The 15,447-nt window shown below is 70.8% G+C and carries 16 protein-coding genes and 1 tRNA gene; 2 read left to right on the forward strand and 15 right to left on the reverse strand.

The annotated features are described in order from the left end of the window. Positions 1-214 precede the first annotated feature (214 nt). Positions 215-296: transfer RNA gene (locus EDD90_RS23175), tRNA-Tyr, on the reverse strand. 226 nt (positions 297-522) lie between these two features. Between EDD90_RS23175 and EDD90_RS23180 the strand changes: the two genes are divergently transcribed. Next, positions 523-1,011 (forward strand): YajQ family cyclic di-GMP-binding protein, encoded by a 489-nt coding sequence (locus EDD90_RS23180; RefSeq protein WP_123974861.1) that lies wholly within the window; start codon positions 523-525, stop codon positions 1,009-1,011. A gap of 80 nt (positions 1,012-1,091) precedes the next feature. On the opposite strand, the gene EDD90_RS23185 is transcribed toward EDD90_RS23180, so the two are convergent. Then, positions 1,092-1,358, reverse strand: coding sequence for a GlsB/YeaQ/YmgE family stress response membrane protein (locus EDD90_RS23185; protein WP_123974862.1), 267 nt, complete (start codon positions 1,356-1,358; stop codon positions 1,092-1,094). Positions 1,359-1,544: 186 nt separating this feature from the next. Between EDD90_RS23185 and EDD90_RS23190 the strand changes: the two genes are divergently transcribed. Continuing rightward, on the forward strand, positions 1,545-2,789 hold the full coding sequence (locus EDD90_RS23190; protein ID WP_123974863.1) for an APC family permease: 1,245 nt from the start codon (positions 1,545-1,547) through the stop codon (positions 2,787-2,789). A gap of 88 nt (positions 2,790-2,877) precedes the next feature. On the opposite strand, the gene EDD90_RS23195 is transcribed toward EDD90_RS23190, so the two are convergent. The 13 genes from EDD90_RS23195 to EDD90_RS23255 all read right to left on the reverse strand — a co-directional run bounded on the left by EDD90_RS23195 (position 2,878) and on the right by EDD90_RS23255 (position 15,346). After that, on the reverse strand, positions 2,878-3,444 hold the full coding sequence (locus tag EDD90_RS23195; RefSeq protein ID WP_123974864.1) for an SMI1/KNR4 family protein: 567 nt from the start codon (positions 3,442-3,444) through the stop codon (positions 2,878-2,880). Between the two features lie 111 nt (positions 3,445-3,555). Next, positions 3,556-3,948 carry a YccF domain-containing protein gene (locus EDD90_RS23200; RefSeq protein ID WP_123974865.1) on the reverse strand — a complete coding sequence of 131 codons (393 nt, stop codon included), beginning with the start codon at positions 3,946-3,948 and terminating at the stop codon, positions 3,556-3,558. Continuing rightward, positions 3,945-4,808 carry a zinc metalloprotease HtpX gene (htpX, locus tag EDD90_RS23205; protein ID WP_123974866.1) on the reverse strand — a complete coding sequence of 288 codons (864 nt, stop codon included), beginning with the start codon at positions 4,806-4,808 and terminating at the stop codon, positions 3,945-3,947. Before htpX ends, EDD90_RS23200 begins: the two co-directional genes overlap by 4 nt. A gap of 226 nt (positions 4,809-5,034) precedes the next feature. Next, positions 5,035-6,558, reverse strand: coding sequence for an NADH-quinone oxidoreductase subunit N (locus EDD90_RS23210; protein WP_123974867.1), 1,524 nt, complete (start codon positions 6,556-6,558; stop codon positions 5,035-5,037). Next, complete coding sequence (locus EDD90_RS23215; RefSeq protein ID WP_123974868.1) at positions 6,555-8,129, reverse strand: NuoM family protein; 1,575 nt, start codon at positions 8,127-8,129, stop codon at positions 6,555-6,557. The genes EDD90_RS23210 and EDD90_RS23215 overlap by 4 nt, the downstream gene beginning before the upstream one ends. A gap of 6 nt (positions 8,130-8,135) precedes the next feature. Beyond that, positions 8,136-10,130: an NADH-quinone oxidoreductase subunit L gene (locus EDD90_RS23220; protein ID WP_123974869.1), complete on the reverse strand. Its 1,995-nt coding sequence runs from the start codon at positions 10,128-10,130 to the stop codon at positions 8,136-8,138. Then, positions 10,127-10,504: an NADH-quinone oxidoreductase subunit NuoK gene (nuoK, locus tag EDD90_RS23225; RefSeq protein ID WP_123974870.1), complete on the reverse strand. Its 378-nt coding sequence runs from the start codon at positions 10,502-10,504 to the stop codon at positions 10,127-10,129. The genes EDD90_RS23220 and nuoK overlap by 4 nt, the downstream gene beginning before the upstream one ends. Next, positions 10,504-11,145 carry an NADH-quinone oxidoreductase subunit J gene (locus EDD90_RS23230; protein ID WP_123974871.1) on the reverse strand — a complete coding sequence of 214 codons (642 nt, stop codon included), beginning with the start codon at positions 11,143-11,145 and terminating at the stop codon, positions 10,504-10,506. Before EDD90_RS23230 ends, nuoK begins: the two co-directional genes overlap by 1 nt. Then, positions 11,142-11,732 carry an NADH-quinone oxidoreductase subunit I gene (locus tag EDD90_RS23235; RefSeq protein WP_123974872.1) on the reverse strand — a complete coding sequence of 197 codons (591 nt, stop codon included), beginning with the start codon at positions 11,730-11,732 and terminating at the stop codon, positions 11,142-11,144. The genes EDD90_RS23230 and EDD90_RS23235 overlap by 4 nt, the downstream gene beginning before the upstream one ends. Next, a complete protein-coding gene (locus EDD90_RS23240) occupies positions 11,732-12,700 on the reverse strand; it encodes a complex I subunit 1 family protein (RefSeq protein WP_123974873.1) in 969 nt (322 codons plus the stop codon). Before EDD90_RS23240 ends, EDD90_RS23235 begins: the two co-directional genes overlap by 1 nt. Continuing rightward, the gene (locus tag EDD90_RS23245; protein WP_123974874.1) at positions 12,697-14,337 is read right to left on the reverse strand and encodes an NADH-quinone oxidoreductase subunit C; all 1,641 of its coding nucleotides are present in this window, start codon (positions 14,335-14,337) and stop codon (positions 12,697-12,699) included. The genes EDD90_RS23240 and EDD90_RS23245 overlap by 4 nt, the downstream gene beginning before the upstream one ends. Beyond that, positions 14,334-14,945: an NADH-quinone oxidoreductase subunit B gene (locus tag EDD90_RS23250; RefSeq protein ID WP_123974875.1), complete on the reverse strand. Its 612-nt coding sequence runs from the start codon at positions 14,943-14,945 to the stop codon at positions 14,334-14,336. The genes EDD90_RS23245 and EDD90_RS23250 overlap by 4 nt, the downstream gene beginning before the upstream one ends. Next, a complete protein-coding gene (locus EDD90_RS23255) occupies positions 14,936-15,346 on the reverse strand; it encodes an NADH-quinone oxidoreductase subunit A (RefSeq protein WP_123974876.1) in 411 nt (136 codons plus the stop codon). The genes EDD90_RS23250 and EDD90_RS23255 overlap by 10 nt, the downstream gene beginning before the upstream one ends. Positions 15,347-15,447 lie beyond the last annotated feature (101 nt).

The raw sequence follows: 15,447 nt of genomic DNA on the forward strand, positions 1-15,447 counted from the left end.
ACGCCCGGTGGCGTTGCCGTAGCCGTGGCCGTAGCCGTACGTGACGGATCTTGCCGCCCGGCCGACAGGTCCCGCCGGGTGCCACACGCTCAGAAGCGCCCGCCGAGCGCCCGTGTGGGAGACATCACGCCTGTCTCGCGAGCCTCTCCACAGCACAAGCAAGAAACCCCCTCCGGTCTGTGTTTCCACAGTCCAGAGGGGGTCTTCCCCAAAGTGGCGGCGCCAGGATTCGAACCTGGGAAGGCTGAGCCGGCAGATTTACAGTCTGCTCCCTTTGGCCGCTCGGGCACACCGCCGGGGTTTGCCGCCAAGTCGAACCGCTTTTCTGCGGTGCTCCCTGGCAACGACGTAAACAATACCCGATCCAGAGGGGTGCTCCGCCACTCGATTGATCGGCCCTTGAGGCACGTGAGGTGGCTAGGCTGGTGCGGATGCGGCCCGGTCCCCACACCGGGCCAGACGGCCGCCGCAGCGCGCCGCAGCGCATCCCGATACGCCCCCCGATACAAGGAGCCACAGGACATGGCCGACTCCAGTTTCGACATCGTCTCGAAGGTCGAGCGGCAGGAGGTCGACAACGCCCTCAACCAGGCCGCCAAGGAGGTCTCGCAGCGCTACGACTTCAAGGGCGTGGGCGCCTCGATCGCCTGGTCCGGCGAGAAGATCCTGATGCAGGCGAACTCCGAGGACCGGGTCAATGCGATCCTCGACGTCTTCCAGTCGAAGCTGATCAAGCGCGGCATCTCGCTGAAGGCGCTGGACGCGGGTGAGCCCCAGCTCTCCGGCAAGGAGTACAAGATCTTCGCGTCGATCGAGGAGGGCATCTCCCAGGAGAACGCGAAGAAGGTCGCGAAGATCATCCGTGACGAGGGCCCCAAGGGCGTGAAGGCCCAGGTCCAGGGCGACGAGCTGCGCGTCAGCTCCAAGAGCCGCGACGACCTCCAAGCCGTGATCACGCTGCTGAAGGGCCAGGACTTCGACTTCGCGCTTCAGTTCGTGAACTACCGGTAGGCAGCACCGTCCGGTGGACGGGAAGGGTGGACACCGCCGGGTGTCCACCCTTCCCGTCCACCGGCGGCGGCCAGGTGCGGTCAGTCGCGCGAGTTGCCGAACAGGAGGCGGTAGGCGATCAGCAGAACCAGCGAGCCGCCGATCGCCGACACCCAGGTCGCGCCGTCGTAGAAGTTCTTGGCGATCGGGTGGTCCAGCCAGCGGGCGGATATCCAGCCGCCGAGGAACGCGCCCACGATGCCGATGAGAGTGGTGCCGATGAAGCCGCCGGGGTCGCGTCCCGGCAGCAGGAATTTGGCGATGGCGCCGGCCAACAGTCCCAGGATGATCCAACTGATGATGCCCATGCCCTGAACCTGCCCTTCCGCGCTGTGTTCGCACTGTTCCGGCCCTGTGATTTCGGCCGGGCCGGCTGTGCCGGACACGCCGTCCGAGGTGTCCGGACTTGTCCGTGGCGCATCTGTTCGTTCCTGTTGCTGACGAGGACGACACGGCGATGCCACGCGGTTGCAGCCGTCAGTAGGGTGCGGCGCATGACCTCCTCACCTCCCGGTCTGCGGCGTTCCCTGGGCGTGCGCGACGCCGTGATCGTCGGCCTCGGCTCGATGATCGGGGCCGGCGTGTTCTCCGCCCTGGGCCCGGCGGCCCGAGCGGCCGGCTCGGGGTTGCTGCCCGGGCTCGCCGTCGCCGCCCTGGTCGCCTACTGCAACGCCATGTCCTCGGCCCGCCTCGCCGCCCGGTACCCGCAGTCGGGCGGCACCTACGTGTACGGGCGGGAGCGGCTCGGGGCCTTCTGGGGGTACCTCGCGGGCTGGGCGTTCGTCGTCGGGAAGACGGCGTCCTGCGCGGCGATGGCGCTCACCGTGGGCGCATACGTCTGGCCGGGGCAGGCGCACGCGGTCGCGGTCGCGGCGGTGGTGGCACTGACCGCCGTGAACTACGGCGGCATCCAGAAGTCGGCCTGGCTGACGCGGGTGATCGTGGCCGTGGTGCTGGCTGTCCTCGCTTCCGTGGTGGTCGTGTGCCTGGCCTCCGGGCGAGCGGACGCCGGGCGGCTGGACATCGGGCTGTCGGCGGGTGTCGGCGGGGTGCTTCAGGCCGCTGGTCTGCTGTTCTTCGCGTTCGCCGGGTACGCGCGGATCGCGACCCTCGGCGAGGAGGTCCGGGATCCGGCGCGCACCATCCCGCACGCGATTCCGCTGGCCCTGGCCATCTCGCTGGTGGTGTACGCGTGTGTGGCGGTGGCCGTGCTCTCGGTGCTCGGCGCCGACGCGCTGGGGCGGGCGGAGGCCCCGCTGGCCGACGCGGTGCGCGCGGCCGGGGCGCCGGGGCTGGTGCCCGTGGTGCGGGTCGGGGCCGCGGTGGCCGCGCTCGGCTCGCTGCTGGCGCTGATCCTGGGGGTGTCGCGGACAACCCTCGCCATGGCCCGCGACGGCCATCTACCCTCGTCGCTGGCTGCCGTGCACCCTCGTTTCCAGGTCCCGCACCGCGCGGAGCTGGCCGTCGGCGCGGTGGTCGCCGTGGTGGCGGCGACGGCGGACGTCCGGGGTGCCATCGGTTTCTCCTCCTTCGGTGTGCTGGCGTACTACGCGGTGGCCAACGCCTCGGCATGGACGCTCGATCCGGCCCCGCGTGCGCGCGTGGTCCCGGTGGTGGGCCTGCTGGGCTGCGCGGCCCTCGCCTTCGCCCTGCCCATGGCGTCGGTGGTCCCAGGGGCCGCCGTACTGGCGGTGGGCGCGGCGGCGTACGCCGTACGCCGGTGGGTGGTGGCCCGCTAGGCGGTATGGCCGTGACCTGTGGTCTACGTCCGCGGGCGGCGGCGAAGCGACTGAGCGGGCGGCGCCCGCGCTCAGGAGGCCCGGTTTCTCAGGAGGCCTGCTCCGGGGCTGTGCGTATCCGGTAGTCGCCCCAGGGCGCCAGATCCGTGCCCTCGTCGGTCTCCTCGTACCAGCCCGTACCGGCCAGCCAGACGCGCAGCCAGTCGGTGAGCGTGGGCGCGTCCACGAACCAGGCCCCGTCGGCGTCGTCGGCGTTCGGCTCGTAGAGCAGCACCGTGGCCTCCGGGCTGCGGCAGTCCACGCACGCGTACATGCCGCAGCCCCAGTGCGATATCGGCAGAACGCCCTCGGGCCAGGGCCAGTCCGGGTTCTTTCGGCCGTACTCACGGTTGGTGAGGTACTGCGCGACGGCGGCGGGTTCACCGGAGGGTGCGGCGTCGAGCAGGGGCAGCAGGCCGTACGACGGTCCGAAGCCTCCGTCGCCCACCCGTTCGTAGAGCGCGGCGAGGAGGGGCGGCAGGGGAAAGCCCAGGGCCTCCCGGGCGCGGTCGAGCGCGGCCGCGTCGACGGGTGCGGGGAGCGAAGGCCAGCCCCACGGGCGGGAGTTGCGGGCCTGTGCCGTCACCTGTGTCAGCAGCTGCTCGATCTCGGTCATGGCTTCATGATGCAGGCCGCCACCGACAATCGTGGCGGCCTGTGGACAACCTCCGGCGAGGGCGCGGGCCTGCGGACAACTCGCCTGCCGGGCCGGCCGGATGATGTGTGGTCAGCGGGTCGCGAACGGCTGGTCCGTGGGCACGATCTCGCGACCCAGCGGAAGGAGGGAGACCGGGATCAGCTTGAAGTTGGCGATGCCGAAGGGGATTCCGATGATCGTCAGGCACATGGCGATGCCGGTGACGATGTGCGCGAGGGCCAGCCACCAGCCCGCGAGGACCAGCCACAGGATGTTGCCGACACAGGAGGGGGCACCCGCGTCGCGACGCTCGACGGTCGTGTACCCGAAGGGCCACAGGGCGTAGACACCAATACGAAAAGCAGCTATTCCGAACGGGATGCCGATGATCGTGATGCAGAGGATCACGCCCGCGAGCAGGTAGCCGAGGAACAGCCAGAAGCCGCTCAGGACGAGCCAAATGATGTTCAGGATGGTCTTCACTGCTGGCGACCTGCCATCTTCTCTAGCCGGGCGATCCGGTCCGCCATGGGCGGGTGCGTAGAGAACATCTTGGACAGTCCCTGGCCCGGGCGGAAGGGGTTCGCGATCATCATGTGGCTCGCGGTCTCGATCCGGGGCTCGGGCGGCAGCGGGAGCTGCTTGGTGCCGACGTCCAGCTTGCGCAGGGCGCCGGCGAGAGCGAGGGGGTCGCCCGTGAGCTGGGCACCGGAGGCGTCCGCCTCGTACTCCCGGGAACGGCTGATGGCCAGCTGGATGACGGTGGCGGCGAGCGGCCCCAGGATCATGACGAGCAGCAGACCGAGGAAACCGGGGCCGTCGTCGTCATCCGAACGGCCGACCGGGATCAGCCACGCGAAGTTGACCAGGAACATGATCACCGAGGCGAGTGCGCCGGCGACCGACGAGATGAGGATGTCGCGGTTGTAGACGTGGCTGAGCTCGTGGCCGATGACGCCGCGCAGCTCCCGCTCGTCCAGGATGCGCAGGATGCCCTCCGTGCAGCACACGGCGGCGTTGCGCGGATTACGGCCGGTCGCGAAGGCGTTCGGTGCCTCCGTCGGCGAGATGTACAGGCGGGGCATGGGCTGGCGGGCCTGGGTGGAGAGCTCGCGGACCATCCGGTACAGGGCCGGGGCCTCGAACTCGCTCACCGGGCGCGCGCGCATCGCGCGTAGCGCCAGTTTGTCGCTGTTCCAGTACGCGTACGCGTTCGTGCCGAGGGCGACGAGGACCGCGACGATCAGACCCGTCCGGCCGAAGAAGCTGCCGATGACGATGATGAGTGCCGACAGTCCCCCGAGGAGAACTGCGGTCCTGAGCCCGTTGTGCCGGCGGTGCACGGTACGCCCTCCAAGTCGTGCGGCAGGGGAACCCTTTGCCTGCGGTGCTGCCTTCCGATCTGCGATGCCACCGGTGTCGTTGTGTCACGTCCAGTGGACCCTCCCGCAGTGGTCAACGCCAGGCGGCGGTCACTAGTTCCCTTGTGCCCGCTGTGCACCGCATGGGCCGTCCGGGTGAGGACGGCAGCAGGCGCGCGTGAACGGCTTCATGCGCGCGTGCGGGGCGTCAGAACAGCCCCGTGGCGGCGAAGCGGAGCACCAGTTGCGGAGCTCCGGAGAGGACGACGCCGAGGACGCCGGTGAGGGCGAGCGCGGCCGTGAGAGGGGCCGGGAGGCGGTGCTCGGCGGGCTCGCCCTCGGGGGCGCGGAACAGCAGGGCCGTCCACTGGAGGTAGTAGAAGAGGGCGATCACGACGTTGACGGCCATGACCACCGCCAGCCAGCCGAGGCCCGCGTCGACGGCCGCCGAGAAGACGGTGACCTTCGCGAAGAGACCGATGATGCCCGGGGGAAGTCCGGCCAGGCACAGCAGGAAGAACGCCAGGAGCAGGGCGGTCAGCGGGTTCCTGGCGTACAGGCCGCGGTAGTCGGAGATGCGGTTGAGTTCCTTCGTACGGCCGACCAGGGCGGCCACCGCGAACGCGCCCAGGTTCACGGCCGCGTACATGAGGGCGTAGGCGACGGTGGAGCCGATCGCCTTCTGGGCGTCCTTGGCGTATCCGGCGGCGGCGATCGGCACCAGCAGGTAGCCGGCCTGTCCCACCGACGACCAGGCGAGCAGTCGTACCGCGCTGTACGCGCGCGTGGCCTGCTGGCGCAGGGCGGCGACGTTGCCGACGGTCATGGTGAGGGCGGCCAGGGCGGCGAGCGCGGGGCCCCAGACGTCGGCGTACGACGGGAAGGCGACGACGGTGACCAGGATCAGGCCGGAGAAGCCGACGGCCTTGCCGACGACCGACAGGTAGGCGGCGATGGGGAGCGGGGCGCCGACGTAGGTGTCGGGCACCCAGAAGTGGAAGGGGACGGCGGCGGTCTTGAACGCGAAACCGACGAGGGTGAGGACGACGCCCGTCTGGGCGAGCGTGTGCAGCTGGTCGTCGACGTGCTGGATGCGGTCGGCGACCTGGGTGAGGTAGAGGCTGCCGGTGGTGGCGTACACGAAGCTGATGCCCAGGAGGCTGACGGCGGTCGCGGTCACCGAGGACAGGAAGAACTTCAGTGCGGCTTCGGAGGACTTCGCGTCTCCGTGCCGGATGCCGACAAGGGCGAAGGCGGGCAGGGAGGCGACCTCCAGGGCGACGATCAGGGTGGCGAGGTCGCGGGAGGCGGGCAGCAGTGCGGCGCCGGCGGCCGAGGACAGCAGCAGGAACCAGAACTCGCCCTGGGGGTAGCGGCGGTTGTCGTCCTTCAGGGTGGTGACGGACAGCAGGGCCGCGAGCAGGGCGCCGCCGAGGACGAGGAACTGCACGACCAGGGTGAACCGGTCGGCCGTGTAGCTGCACGCACGCGTGGAGCCGTTCAGGCAGAAGGTGCTGCGGTCGTGGTCCAGGAGCGGCAGCAGCAGGGCGGCGGCCGCGGCGAGCCCGGCGATGGAGACCCAGCCGAGGAGCGGCTTCCTGGCCTCGGGCACGAAGAGGTCGGCGACCAGGACGGCGAGTGCGACGACCGCGGTGAGGGTGGGTGGCGCGATCGCGAGCCAGTCGACGGACTGGACGAGGTTCGCGGCCAGTGGCTGGGCCAGGGCGCTCATCGGGTGCCTCCTGCGAGGAGCTGCTGGACGGCCGGGTCGGTCAGGCCGAGCAGGGCCCTGGGCCACAGTCCGGCGACGACGGTGAGGACGACGAGCGGGGTCCAGGCCGCGTACTCGTACGTGCGGACGTCGGCGAGCTTCGGCAGGTCCTTCGGTACGTCGCCCATGCAGACGCGGCGGACCACGGCCAGCATGTACGCGGCCGTCAGCAGGGTGCCGAAGGCGGCGATCGCCATGAAGGTCAGGAAGGCCGGGCGGCTGAGGCCGGCAGCGGGCTTGAACGCACCGAACAGGGCCAGCATCTCGCCCCAGAACCCGGCGAGTCCGGGCAGTCCGAGGGAGGCCACGGCGGCGAACGCGAGCAGGCCGCCCAGACGGGGCGCCTTGCCGTAGAGCGCGGCGCCGGCCCCCTCCGCCAGGGTGTCGAGGTCGGTGGTGCCGGTGCGGTCCTTGAGGCCGCCGACCAGGAAGAACAGCAGGCCGGTGATGAGGCCGTGGGCGATGTTGGCGAACAGGGCTCCGTTGACTCCGGTCGGGGTCATGGTGGCGATGCCGAGCAGGACGAAGCCCATGTGGCCGACGGAGGAGTAGGCGATCAGCCGTTTGAGGTCGCCCTTCGCACCCCGCTTGGCGAGGTTCAGGCAGGCCAGGGACCCGTAGATGATCCCGACGACGGCGAAGGCGGCGAGGTACGGCGCGAAGGTACGGAAGCCGTCCGGCGCGACGGGCAGCAGGATCCGGACGAACCCGTATGTGCCCATCTTCAGCAGGACGCCGGCAAGCAGCACCGAACCGACGGTCGGCGCGGAGGTGTGGGCGTCCGGCAGCCAGCTGTGCAGGGGCCACATCGGGGTCTTGACCGCGAGCCCGATCCCGATCGCCAGAACGGCGATGACCTGCACGGATGTGGTCAGTGACCGGCCGTTGTCAGTGGCGAGTGCGACCATGTCGAACGTGCCCGCCTTGATTCCGATCAGGAGCAGGCCGAGCAGCATGACGACGGACCCGAGCAGCGTGAAGAGGATGAACTTCCAGGCGGCCTGAGTCCGTCCCGCGCCGCCCCAGCGGGCGATGAGGAAGTACATCGGGATGAGCACCATCTCGAACGCGAGGAAGAACAGCAGCAGGTCGAGGACGGCGAAGCTCGCGAGGGTGCCGGACTCCAGGACGAGCAGCAGTGCGACGAAGGCCTTCGGGGACGGGCCCGCAGGCATGTTGAAGTACGAGTAGAGCGCGCAGAGGAAGGTCAGCAGCGCGGTCAGGACCACCAGGGGAAGGGAGATGCCATCGATGCCGAGGTGGATGCGCACGTCGAGTGCGGGGATCCAGCTGATGTCGGTCGTGGCCTGCATCCTGGACGGATGGCCGCGGTCGAAGCCGAGTGCGAGGACGATCGCGGCGAGGAGGATCGCGCCGGTCACGGTCACACCGTGGCGGAGCACGGCCTGCTCGGGCGACTTCCCCTTCAGCCCGGGCGGGGCGGGGAGCAGGGCGGCGACGGCGCCGAGGAGCGGGCCGACGACGATCAATGCAAGAAGGAACTGCATCACGGACTCGCTGATATCGATCACGCCTGCTCACGCTCCCGTGGCGACGAGGAGGACGGCGACCGCCAGGACGACGGTGCCGGCGAGCAGCGCGCTCACATAGGTCTGGACGTTGCCGGTCTGGGCACGCCGTACAGCGGCGCCGAGCAGTCGGGGCAGAGCACCCGCCCCGCGTACGTAGGTTTCGACGACCTCGCGGTCGAGGAACTGCACGAGGCTCGCCGCGGCCAGGACGGGACGGACGAGCAGCACGTCATACACGGCATCCAGGTGGAAGCCTTCCGCGGCGTGCCGGTGCAGCGGGCCGAGCAGCAGCCGGCCGGGGTCCGCCGGGTCGGGCGCGTAGGCCACATCGCCGAAGGCGGGCTCATGGGCGGCGATGGCCTCGGCCTCGACGAGTCCGGCGTCGCCTTCCGGGTGGGCGGCTACTGTGCCCAGCGGGACACGGGCGGCCAGTGACCGGGTGCGCTGCCAGGCGCCGTAGGTGACGAGTCCGCCGACCAGCGCGAGGCCGGTGGAGAGGACCGACGTGGTGAGGGTCGGGGCGAGTGCGCGGCCGTCGAACCAGTCGGGCAGCAAGCGGTAGGCGAGCCCGCCGAAGGCGAGGGACGGGACGGCCAGGACCCACAGCACCACGGTCATGGACAGCGGCTGCCGCCCGTGGTCCGCGGCCTGGGTACCGCGGCCCCGGAAGGCGAGCAGCCACAGCCGGGTCGCGTAGGCGGCGGTGAGCAGCGCAGTGACCAGGCCCGCGACGAGGACGATCCAGCCGGCGCTGCCGGGGGCGTGCTCGGTGTGGCCGGTGGCGACGTGCTCGGCGGCGCCGAGTACGGATTCCTTGGAGAAGAAGCCGCTGAAGGGAGGGATCGCGGCGAGGGCGAGGAGCGCCACGGTCATCGTCCAGTAGGCGTCTGGGACTCGGTCGCGCAGGCCCGAGGTGCGGGACATGACGGCCAGCGAGTTGGTGCCGGCGGCGTGGATGACCACGCCGGCCGCGAGGAACAGCAGCGCCTTGAAGGCGCCGTGCGACAGGAGGTGGAAGACGGCGGCACCGCGGTCGCCGACGGCGAGGGCGCCGGTCATGTAGCCGAGCTGGCCGATCGTCGAATAGGCGAGGACCCGCTTGATGTCGTCCTGGGCGAGCGCTGCAAGGGCCGAGCCGACCATCGTCACGGCGCCCATGACGGCGAGGACGACCATCACGCAGGCACTGGCCTCGAAGACCGGAAGGAGACGGGCGACGAAGTAGACACCGGCGGCGACCATCGTCGCGGCGTGGATCAGCGCGGAGACCGGGGTCGGGCCGGCCATCGCGTCGGGGAGCCAGGTGTGCAGCGGGAACTGCGCCGACTTGCCCGCCACGCCGCACAGGAGCAGCAGGCCGACCAGGGTCGGGTGGTGCAGTCCGCCGTTCGCGACGGTCCCGAGGACCGTGGTGATGCGGAACGACCCGGCGTCGGTGGCCAGTGCGAACAGGCCGATCAGGAATGGCACGTCGCCGAGCTTGGTGACCAGGAAGGCCTTGATGGAGGCGGCGCGCGCCTCGGGGGTCTCCCAGTAGTGACCGACCAGGAAGTACGAGCAGATACCCATGACTTCCCAGCCGACCAGCAGCACGATCAGGTCGCCGGAGTAGACGACCAGCAGCATCGCGGAGGTGAAGAGGGAGACGAGGGCGGCGTACGAGGGGTAGCGCGGGTCGTCGCGCAGGTAGCCGGTCGAGTAGATCTGCACGCAGGTGGCGACGAATGCGACCAGGACGGCGACGAGGGCGGCGAAGCCGTCGATGTCCAGGGCGAGTTCGATCGGGACCGAGCCGGTCGGGGTGAGCTCGGTGTGCGTCTGGACGGCCCGGCCGCCGCCCTGGTCGACGGCGACCGCGATGGCCAGCGCCAGCGCGGCGAGGGTCGGCAGGACCGCGAGCGGGCGGACGAACCCGGGCGCGGTACGCCCGAGGAGCAGACCGGCCGTGGCTGCCAGAAAGGGCAGCAGGGGGACGAGGACGGCGAGGGTGGTCGTGGTCACGCGGTGGCCTCAGCCTTCTCGCCGGCCGTCCCGTCCGTGGGCGTGCCGCTCTGGTGGCCCTCGGCGGTGTCGCGGAGCCGGTCGATGTCGGAAGTTCCGCGGTTGCGGTAGACGGCGAGGACGATCGCCAGGCCGATGCCGATCTCGGCGGCGGCGATGGCGATGGTGAACAGGGTCAGCGCCTGTCCGGAGTGCAGGGTGTCCCGGGCGGTCTTGCTCAGCCACACGTCGAAGGCGACGAGATTGAGGTTGACGGCGTTGAGCATCAGCTCGACCGACATCAGGACCAGGATCGCGTTGCGGCGGGCGAGGACGCCGTACAGGCCGGTGCAGAAGAGAAGGGCGGAGAGGACGGCGGGATAGGCGAGGTGCATCAGCGGGCGCCCTCCTGCTCGATCGGGTAAATCCCGGAATCCGTGACCGGAGGGGAACTCTGCGTGACGGCCCGCCCGTTCACAGGGGGCGGGGACGGATCCGCCTTCGCCTTCCGGGACAGGACGATCGCCCCGACCAGGGCCGCGAGAAGGAGGACGGAGAGGGCCTCGAAGGGCAGGACCCAGTTCTGGAAAAGGCTCGCGCCGGTGACCTTCGTCGAGCCGGCGGCGGCGCCGCCCAAGTCGATCCAGGTGGTGCGGAAGGCGTCCACGACCACCCAGACCAGGGCGGCGGCCGCAGCCACGGCGACGGCCAGCGCGGCCCAGCGGTTCCCGGAGTCGGCGTCCGGGGAGCGGCCGATCGGGGCCTTGGTGAGCATCAGACCGAAGAGAAGGAGGACGACGACGGAACCCACATAGATGAGGACCTGCACCCAGGCGATGAACTCGGCGGTGAGCAGCAGGTATTCGACGGCGAGGCCGCCGAGGGCGACCACCAGCCACAGGGCGGCGTGCACCAGCTGACGGGTGGTGACCGTGACCAGCGCGGCCCCGAAGGTGACCAGACCGACGAGGAGAAAGGCGATCTCCACACCGGTCGGCGACAGGAAGCCGTGCGGCGCTTGGGCGAGGGGGCTCACGACTCTCCCTCCCCCGGCTCTGCGCGGTCAGCGGCCGAATCGGTCTGCGCGGTCTGCTCGGCCTGCGCGGCGGCGAGCTTCTCCGCGGTCTTCCGGGCGGCGGCGATCTCCTTCGGTTCCTCCGCACCCGGGTCGAGAGCGGGCGGGGCCGGGACCGTCCACATCCACTCGCGGAGCTTGTCGCGCTCATGGGTGAGTTCGCGGATGTCGGTCTCGGCGTACTCGAACTCCGGGGACCAGAACAGGGCGTCGAAAGGACACACCTCGATGCAGATACCGCAGTACATGCACAGGGAGAAGTCGATGGCGAAGCGGTCCAGGACGTTGCGACTGCGCTCGCGGCCCCCCGGGGCCGCCGCCGGGACGGTCTCCTTGTGGGAGTCGATGTAGATGCACCAGTCGGGGCACTCACGGGCGCAGAGCATGCAGACCGTGCAGTTCTCCTCGAACAGGCCGATCACACCCCGGGTGCGGGGCGGGAGTTCGGGAAGGGCGTCCGGGTACTGCTCGGTGACCGACTTCCGGGTCATCGTGCGCAGGGTGACGGCCAGGCCCTTGGCGAGGCCGGAGCCAGGGATGGGGGCCACTAGGAGATCACCACCTTGACGATGCCGGTGAGGGCGATCTGGGCGAGAGAAAGGGGGACGAGGAGGGTCCAGGAGAACTTCTGCAGCTGGTCCTCACGCAGGCGGGGGTAGGTCACGCGGAGCCAGATCACGACGAAGGCGAGGATCGCCGTCTTCAGGAGGGTCCACACCCAGCCGAGGCCGTCGGCACCCCACGGACCGTGCCAGCCGCCCAGGAAGAGGACGGTGGTCAGGCCGCACAGGACGACGATCCCGGCGTACTCGGCGAGCAGGAACAGGGCGAACCGCAGACCGGTGTACTCGGTGTACGCCCCGAAGATGATCTCCGAGTCGGCGACGGGCATGTCGAACGGAGGCCGCTGGAGCTCCGCGAGGCCGGCGGTGAAGAAGACCAGACCGCCGGTGATCTGCCAGGGCAACCACCACCAGTGGAAGGCCGCGACGATGCCCGGCAGGGAGACCGTGCCGGCCGCCATCGCCACGGAGGCGGCGGCGAGCAGCATCGGGAGTTCGTAGGAGAGGAGCTGAGCGGCGGTGCGCAGGCCGCCGAGAAGGGAGAACTTGTTGGCACTGGCCCAGCCGGCCATGAGCGAGCCGAGGACGCCGACGCCCATCACGGCCAGCACGAAGAAGACACCCGCGTCCAGGACCTGGCCGACAGCGCCTTTGCCAGGCCCGACCGGGATGGCGAGCAGCACGAGCAGATACGGGAGGAGGGCCACCGCGGGAGCGAGCTGGAAGATACGGCGGTCCGCGCCCGCCGGGACCACATCCTCCTTCTGCGCGAACTTCACGCCGTCGGCGATGAGCTGGGCCCAGCCGTGGAAGCCACCGGCGTACATCGGGCCGAGGCGGCCCTGCATATGGGCCATCACCTTGTGCTCGGTCTGACCGACGATCAGGGGGAAGGTGAGGAAGACGACGAACACGACGAGGAGTCGCAGGGCGACGTCCAGAGCGTCGTTCACTGCGGGCCTCCTGGGCGGTCGTCGTGGGGTGCGGAGGGTTGTCCGGGGGTGGTGCCGTCAGGGGCCGGGGCTTCGGGACCGGGCAAGGCATCGAGGGCGGAAGCCTCGGCGTCCGGAGAGACCGGTGCCTCCGGGGCGAGGGCGTCGGGGTCATCCGAGGTGTCGGCACCGGGGGTGTCCGGGGCTGAGGTCCCAGCCTCGGTGTCCTCGGGCTCATCGGGCCCCTCCGGTTCGGCAGGCTTCGGCGCCGCCGACTCCGGTGCAACGAGCGCGGGTCCGGCCGACTCGTTCGCAGCCGGTTCAGACCCATCCGCCTCAGGACCACCATCCGACTCGGGCCCAGTCGGCTCAGGCCTGGTCGGCTCAGGCGTTGCCGACTCCCGCGCCGCGGACTCGGGTGACGCACCCGGCTCCTGCCCCGGCGCCTCTGCCGTGGGCCTGGGACCGGCCCCGCTCGTCTCCGTCGGCTCGGCTGCTGCCTCGCGCTGTTGCTCAGCCTCCGGTTCGTCGAAGGCCGGACGGGCGTGGTGCCACGGTGCGTCCGAGCTGCGCGGGGTCGAGGGGTGGGCCGGGGTGGCCGGTTCCGCCGGTGGTGCTGTCTCCTGGGCGCGCTGTGAAGCGGAGCCGCCCGAGGCGGTGCGGGCCCGGCGCGGCCCCCGGGGAGCGGTCGGCGGCTCTGTCACCGGAGCGGTCTCCTCGGCGGCGGATTCCGTCCGCTGTGAAGCTGACCCCTCACTCGCGGTCGGCGCCCGGCGGGGGGCGGCTGCCGAGGGCTGCTCCTCGGCGGCAGCTCGCTGGGAGGCAGAGCCCTCGCCCGCGGTGCGTGCCCGGCGCGGGGTGGCCGACCGCTGGGTCTCGGGAGGCGGCGCTTCCCCCGCCGCAGATGCCTGCCCGGTGGCGCCTGCTGCCGCCGTCGTCGCAGTCGTCTCCGCCGTCTGGCTGGCCGAGCCCTCCGCAGTAGTACGGGAGCGCCGTACTGGACGCTCGCCGGTCGCGCGGGCCGGGCGTTCGCCGACGGCTCGGGCTGCTGCGGCCCGGGCCGGGCGGGCGGGGGCGGGGGGGAGCTGGCCTTTCAGGGGGCCCCATTCGTTCGGGTCGGGGACGCCCGGGGGGAGCATCTGGCGGCGCTTGGGGCCGCCGTGGTCGGACTCGCCCGGTTCCTTCGCGCCGGGCCAGGCCTTGGCCACGCGGGCGGCGAGGACGAAGTCCTTGCGGAGGGGGTGGCCCTCGAAGGTTTCCGGGAGGAGGAGGTGGTCTAGGCCGGGGTGGCCAGCGAAGCGGACGCCGAACATCTCGTGGGTCTCGCGTTCATGCCAGCGGGCTCCCGCGTAGATGCCCACTGCGGAGGCGAGTTGGGGAGCGGCGTGGGGCACGGTCGTGCGCAGCAGCAGGCGGCGGACCGGGGCGAGGGCGGCGACGTGGGCACAGACGAGGAAGCCGGTGCCGGGCTCGTCGACCGCGCTCAGCCAGTCGAAGTAGGTGCAGGAGAGGGTCGTACGGGCGGTTTCGAGGGCGGTGAGCCAGGAGGAGGCGGGGACGTCGACCGTCAGGACCTCGTAGGACTCCTCCGCGGTCGCGTCCGTGCCGAAGAGTTCCTCGACAGGGGCCGGCAGCCAGCCGGCGGTCGGGGCCGTCATCGCGCGTCCGCCTCTCCCGCGGGGGCCGGCGGGAGCACCAGGCCGCTCTGGAGGGCCGCGGTGGAGGGGCGGGCGGTGCCGTAGCGCTCGCCGAGGGACTCCGCCGCGATCTTCTCCTGGAGTTTGAGGATGCCCTGGAGGAGGGCCTCGGGGCGCGGCGGGCAGCCGGGGACGTAGACGTCGACCGGGATGATCTGGTCGACGCCCTTGGTGACGGAGTAGGAGTCCCAGTAGGGGCCGCCGCAGTTGGAACAGGCGCCGAAGGAGATGACGTACTTGGGTTCGGGCATCTGCTCGTAGAGGCGCTTGACGGCGGGGGCCATCTTGTCCGTGACCGTGCCGGAGACCACCATCAGGTCGGCCTGGCGGGGGCCCGGCGCGAAGGGGATCACGCCGAGGCGGATGAAGTCGTGGCGGGCCATCGACGCGGCGATGAACTCGATGGCGCAGCAGGCGAGGCCGAAGTTGAAGACCCAGAGCGAGTAGCGGCGGCCCCAGTTGAGGACGACCTTCATCGGTTCGGGGGCCAGGCGGGCTAGCGCGCCCAGCCTCTTCGGCTCCGGGAGCAGCACAGGCTCCGACGGCGTCACATCCGGCGTCACGTCCATGTCAGGACGCCCTTCTTGTATGCGTACAGCAGGCCGATGGCGAGGAAGCCGAGGAAGACGAACATCTCCACGAGCGTGGTGGCGCCATAGCCGGGGGCGGCGAAGACCGTCGCCCAGGGGAACAGGAAGATCGAGTCGACCGCGAAGACGACGTAGAGGAAGGCGTAGACGTAGTAGCGGACCTGGGTGTGGGCCCAGCCCTCGCCGACGGGGTCGACACCGCACTCGTAGGTCAGGAGTTTCTCGGGGGTGGGGACCACGGGGCGCAGCAGCCGGCCAGCCCCGAAGGCGACGGCGACGAAGAGCACGCCGATCAGCGTCAGCAGTCCCACGACCGAGTAGGACGCGAAGTAGCCCGCCGCGACGGCCACGGTCGGTTCACCACCCACCGTCTCCCGCATCGTCCGTCCCTCACTCCCTCGACAGACAGCAGACCTGGCCCGGCCCGCTGTCGTGACCTCGGTCAACTCTTGATTCGACGATCTGTACGCACGGGAGTCTA

Source organism: Streptomyces sp. Ag109_O5-1, assembly GCF_003814875.1.
Lineage (GTDB): Bacteria > Actinomycetota > Actinomycetes > Streptomycetales > Streptomycetaceae > Streptomyces > Streptomyces sasae.

What these genes read in the sequence shown, in the direction of transcription:
- nuoK (WP_123974870.1), bottom strand. Translation starts at nt 10,504, where the DNA reads ATGCACCTCGCCTATCCCGCCGTCCTCTCCGCCCTTCTCTTCTGCACC.
- EDD90_RS23255 (WP_123974876.1), bottom strand. Translation starts at nt 15,346, where the DNA reads ATGCGGGAGACGGTGGGTGGTGAACCGACCGTGGCCGTCGCGGCGGGC.
- EDD90_RS23210 (WP_123974867.1), bottom strand. Translation starts at nt 6,558, where the DNA reads ATGAGCGCCCTGGCCCAGCCACTGGCCGCGAACCTCGTCCAGTCCGTC.
- EDD90_RS23245 (WP_123974874.1), bottom strand. Translation starts at nt 14,337, where the DNA reads ATGACGGCCCCGACCGCCGGCTGGCTGCCGGCCCCTGTCGAGGAACTC.
- EDD90_RS23250 (WP_123974875.1), bottom strand. Translation starts at nt 14,945, where the DNA reads ATGGACGTGACGCCGGATGTGACGCCGTCGGAGCCTGTGCTGCTCCCG.
- EDD90_RS23185 (WP_123974862.1), bottom strand. Translation starts at nt 1,358, where the DNA reads ATGGGCATCATCAGTTGGATCATCCTGGGACTGTTGGCCGGCGCCATC.
- EDD90_RS23190 (WP_123974863.1), top strand. Translation starts at nt 1,545, where the DNA reads ATGACCTCCTCACCTCCCGGTCTGCGGCGTTCCCTGGGCGTGCGCGAC.
- EDD90_RS23180 (WP_123974861.1), top strand. Translation starts at nt 523, where the DNA reads ATGGCCGACTCCAGTTTCGACATCGTCTCGAAGGTCGAGCGGCAGGAG.
- EDD90_RS23195 (WP_123974864.1), bottom strand. Translation starts at nt 3,444, where the DNA reads ATGACCGAGATCGAGCAGCTGCTGACACAGGTGACGGCACAGGCCCGC.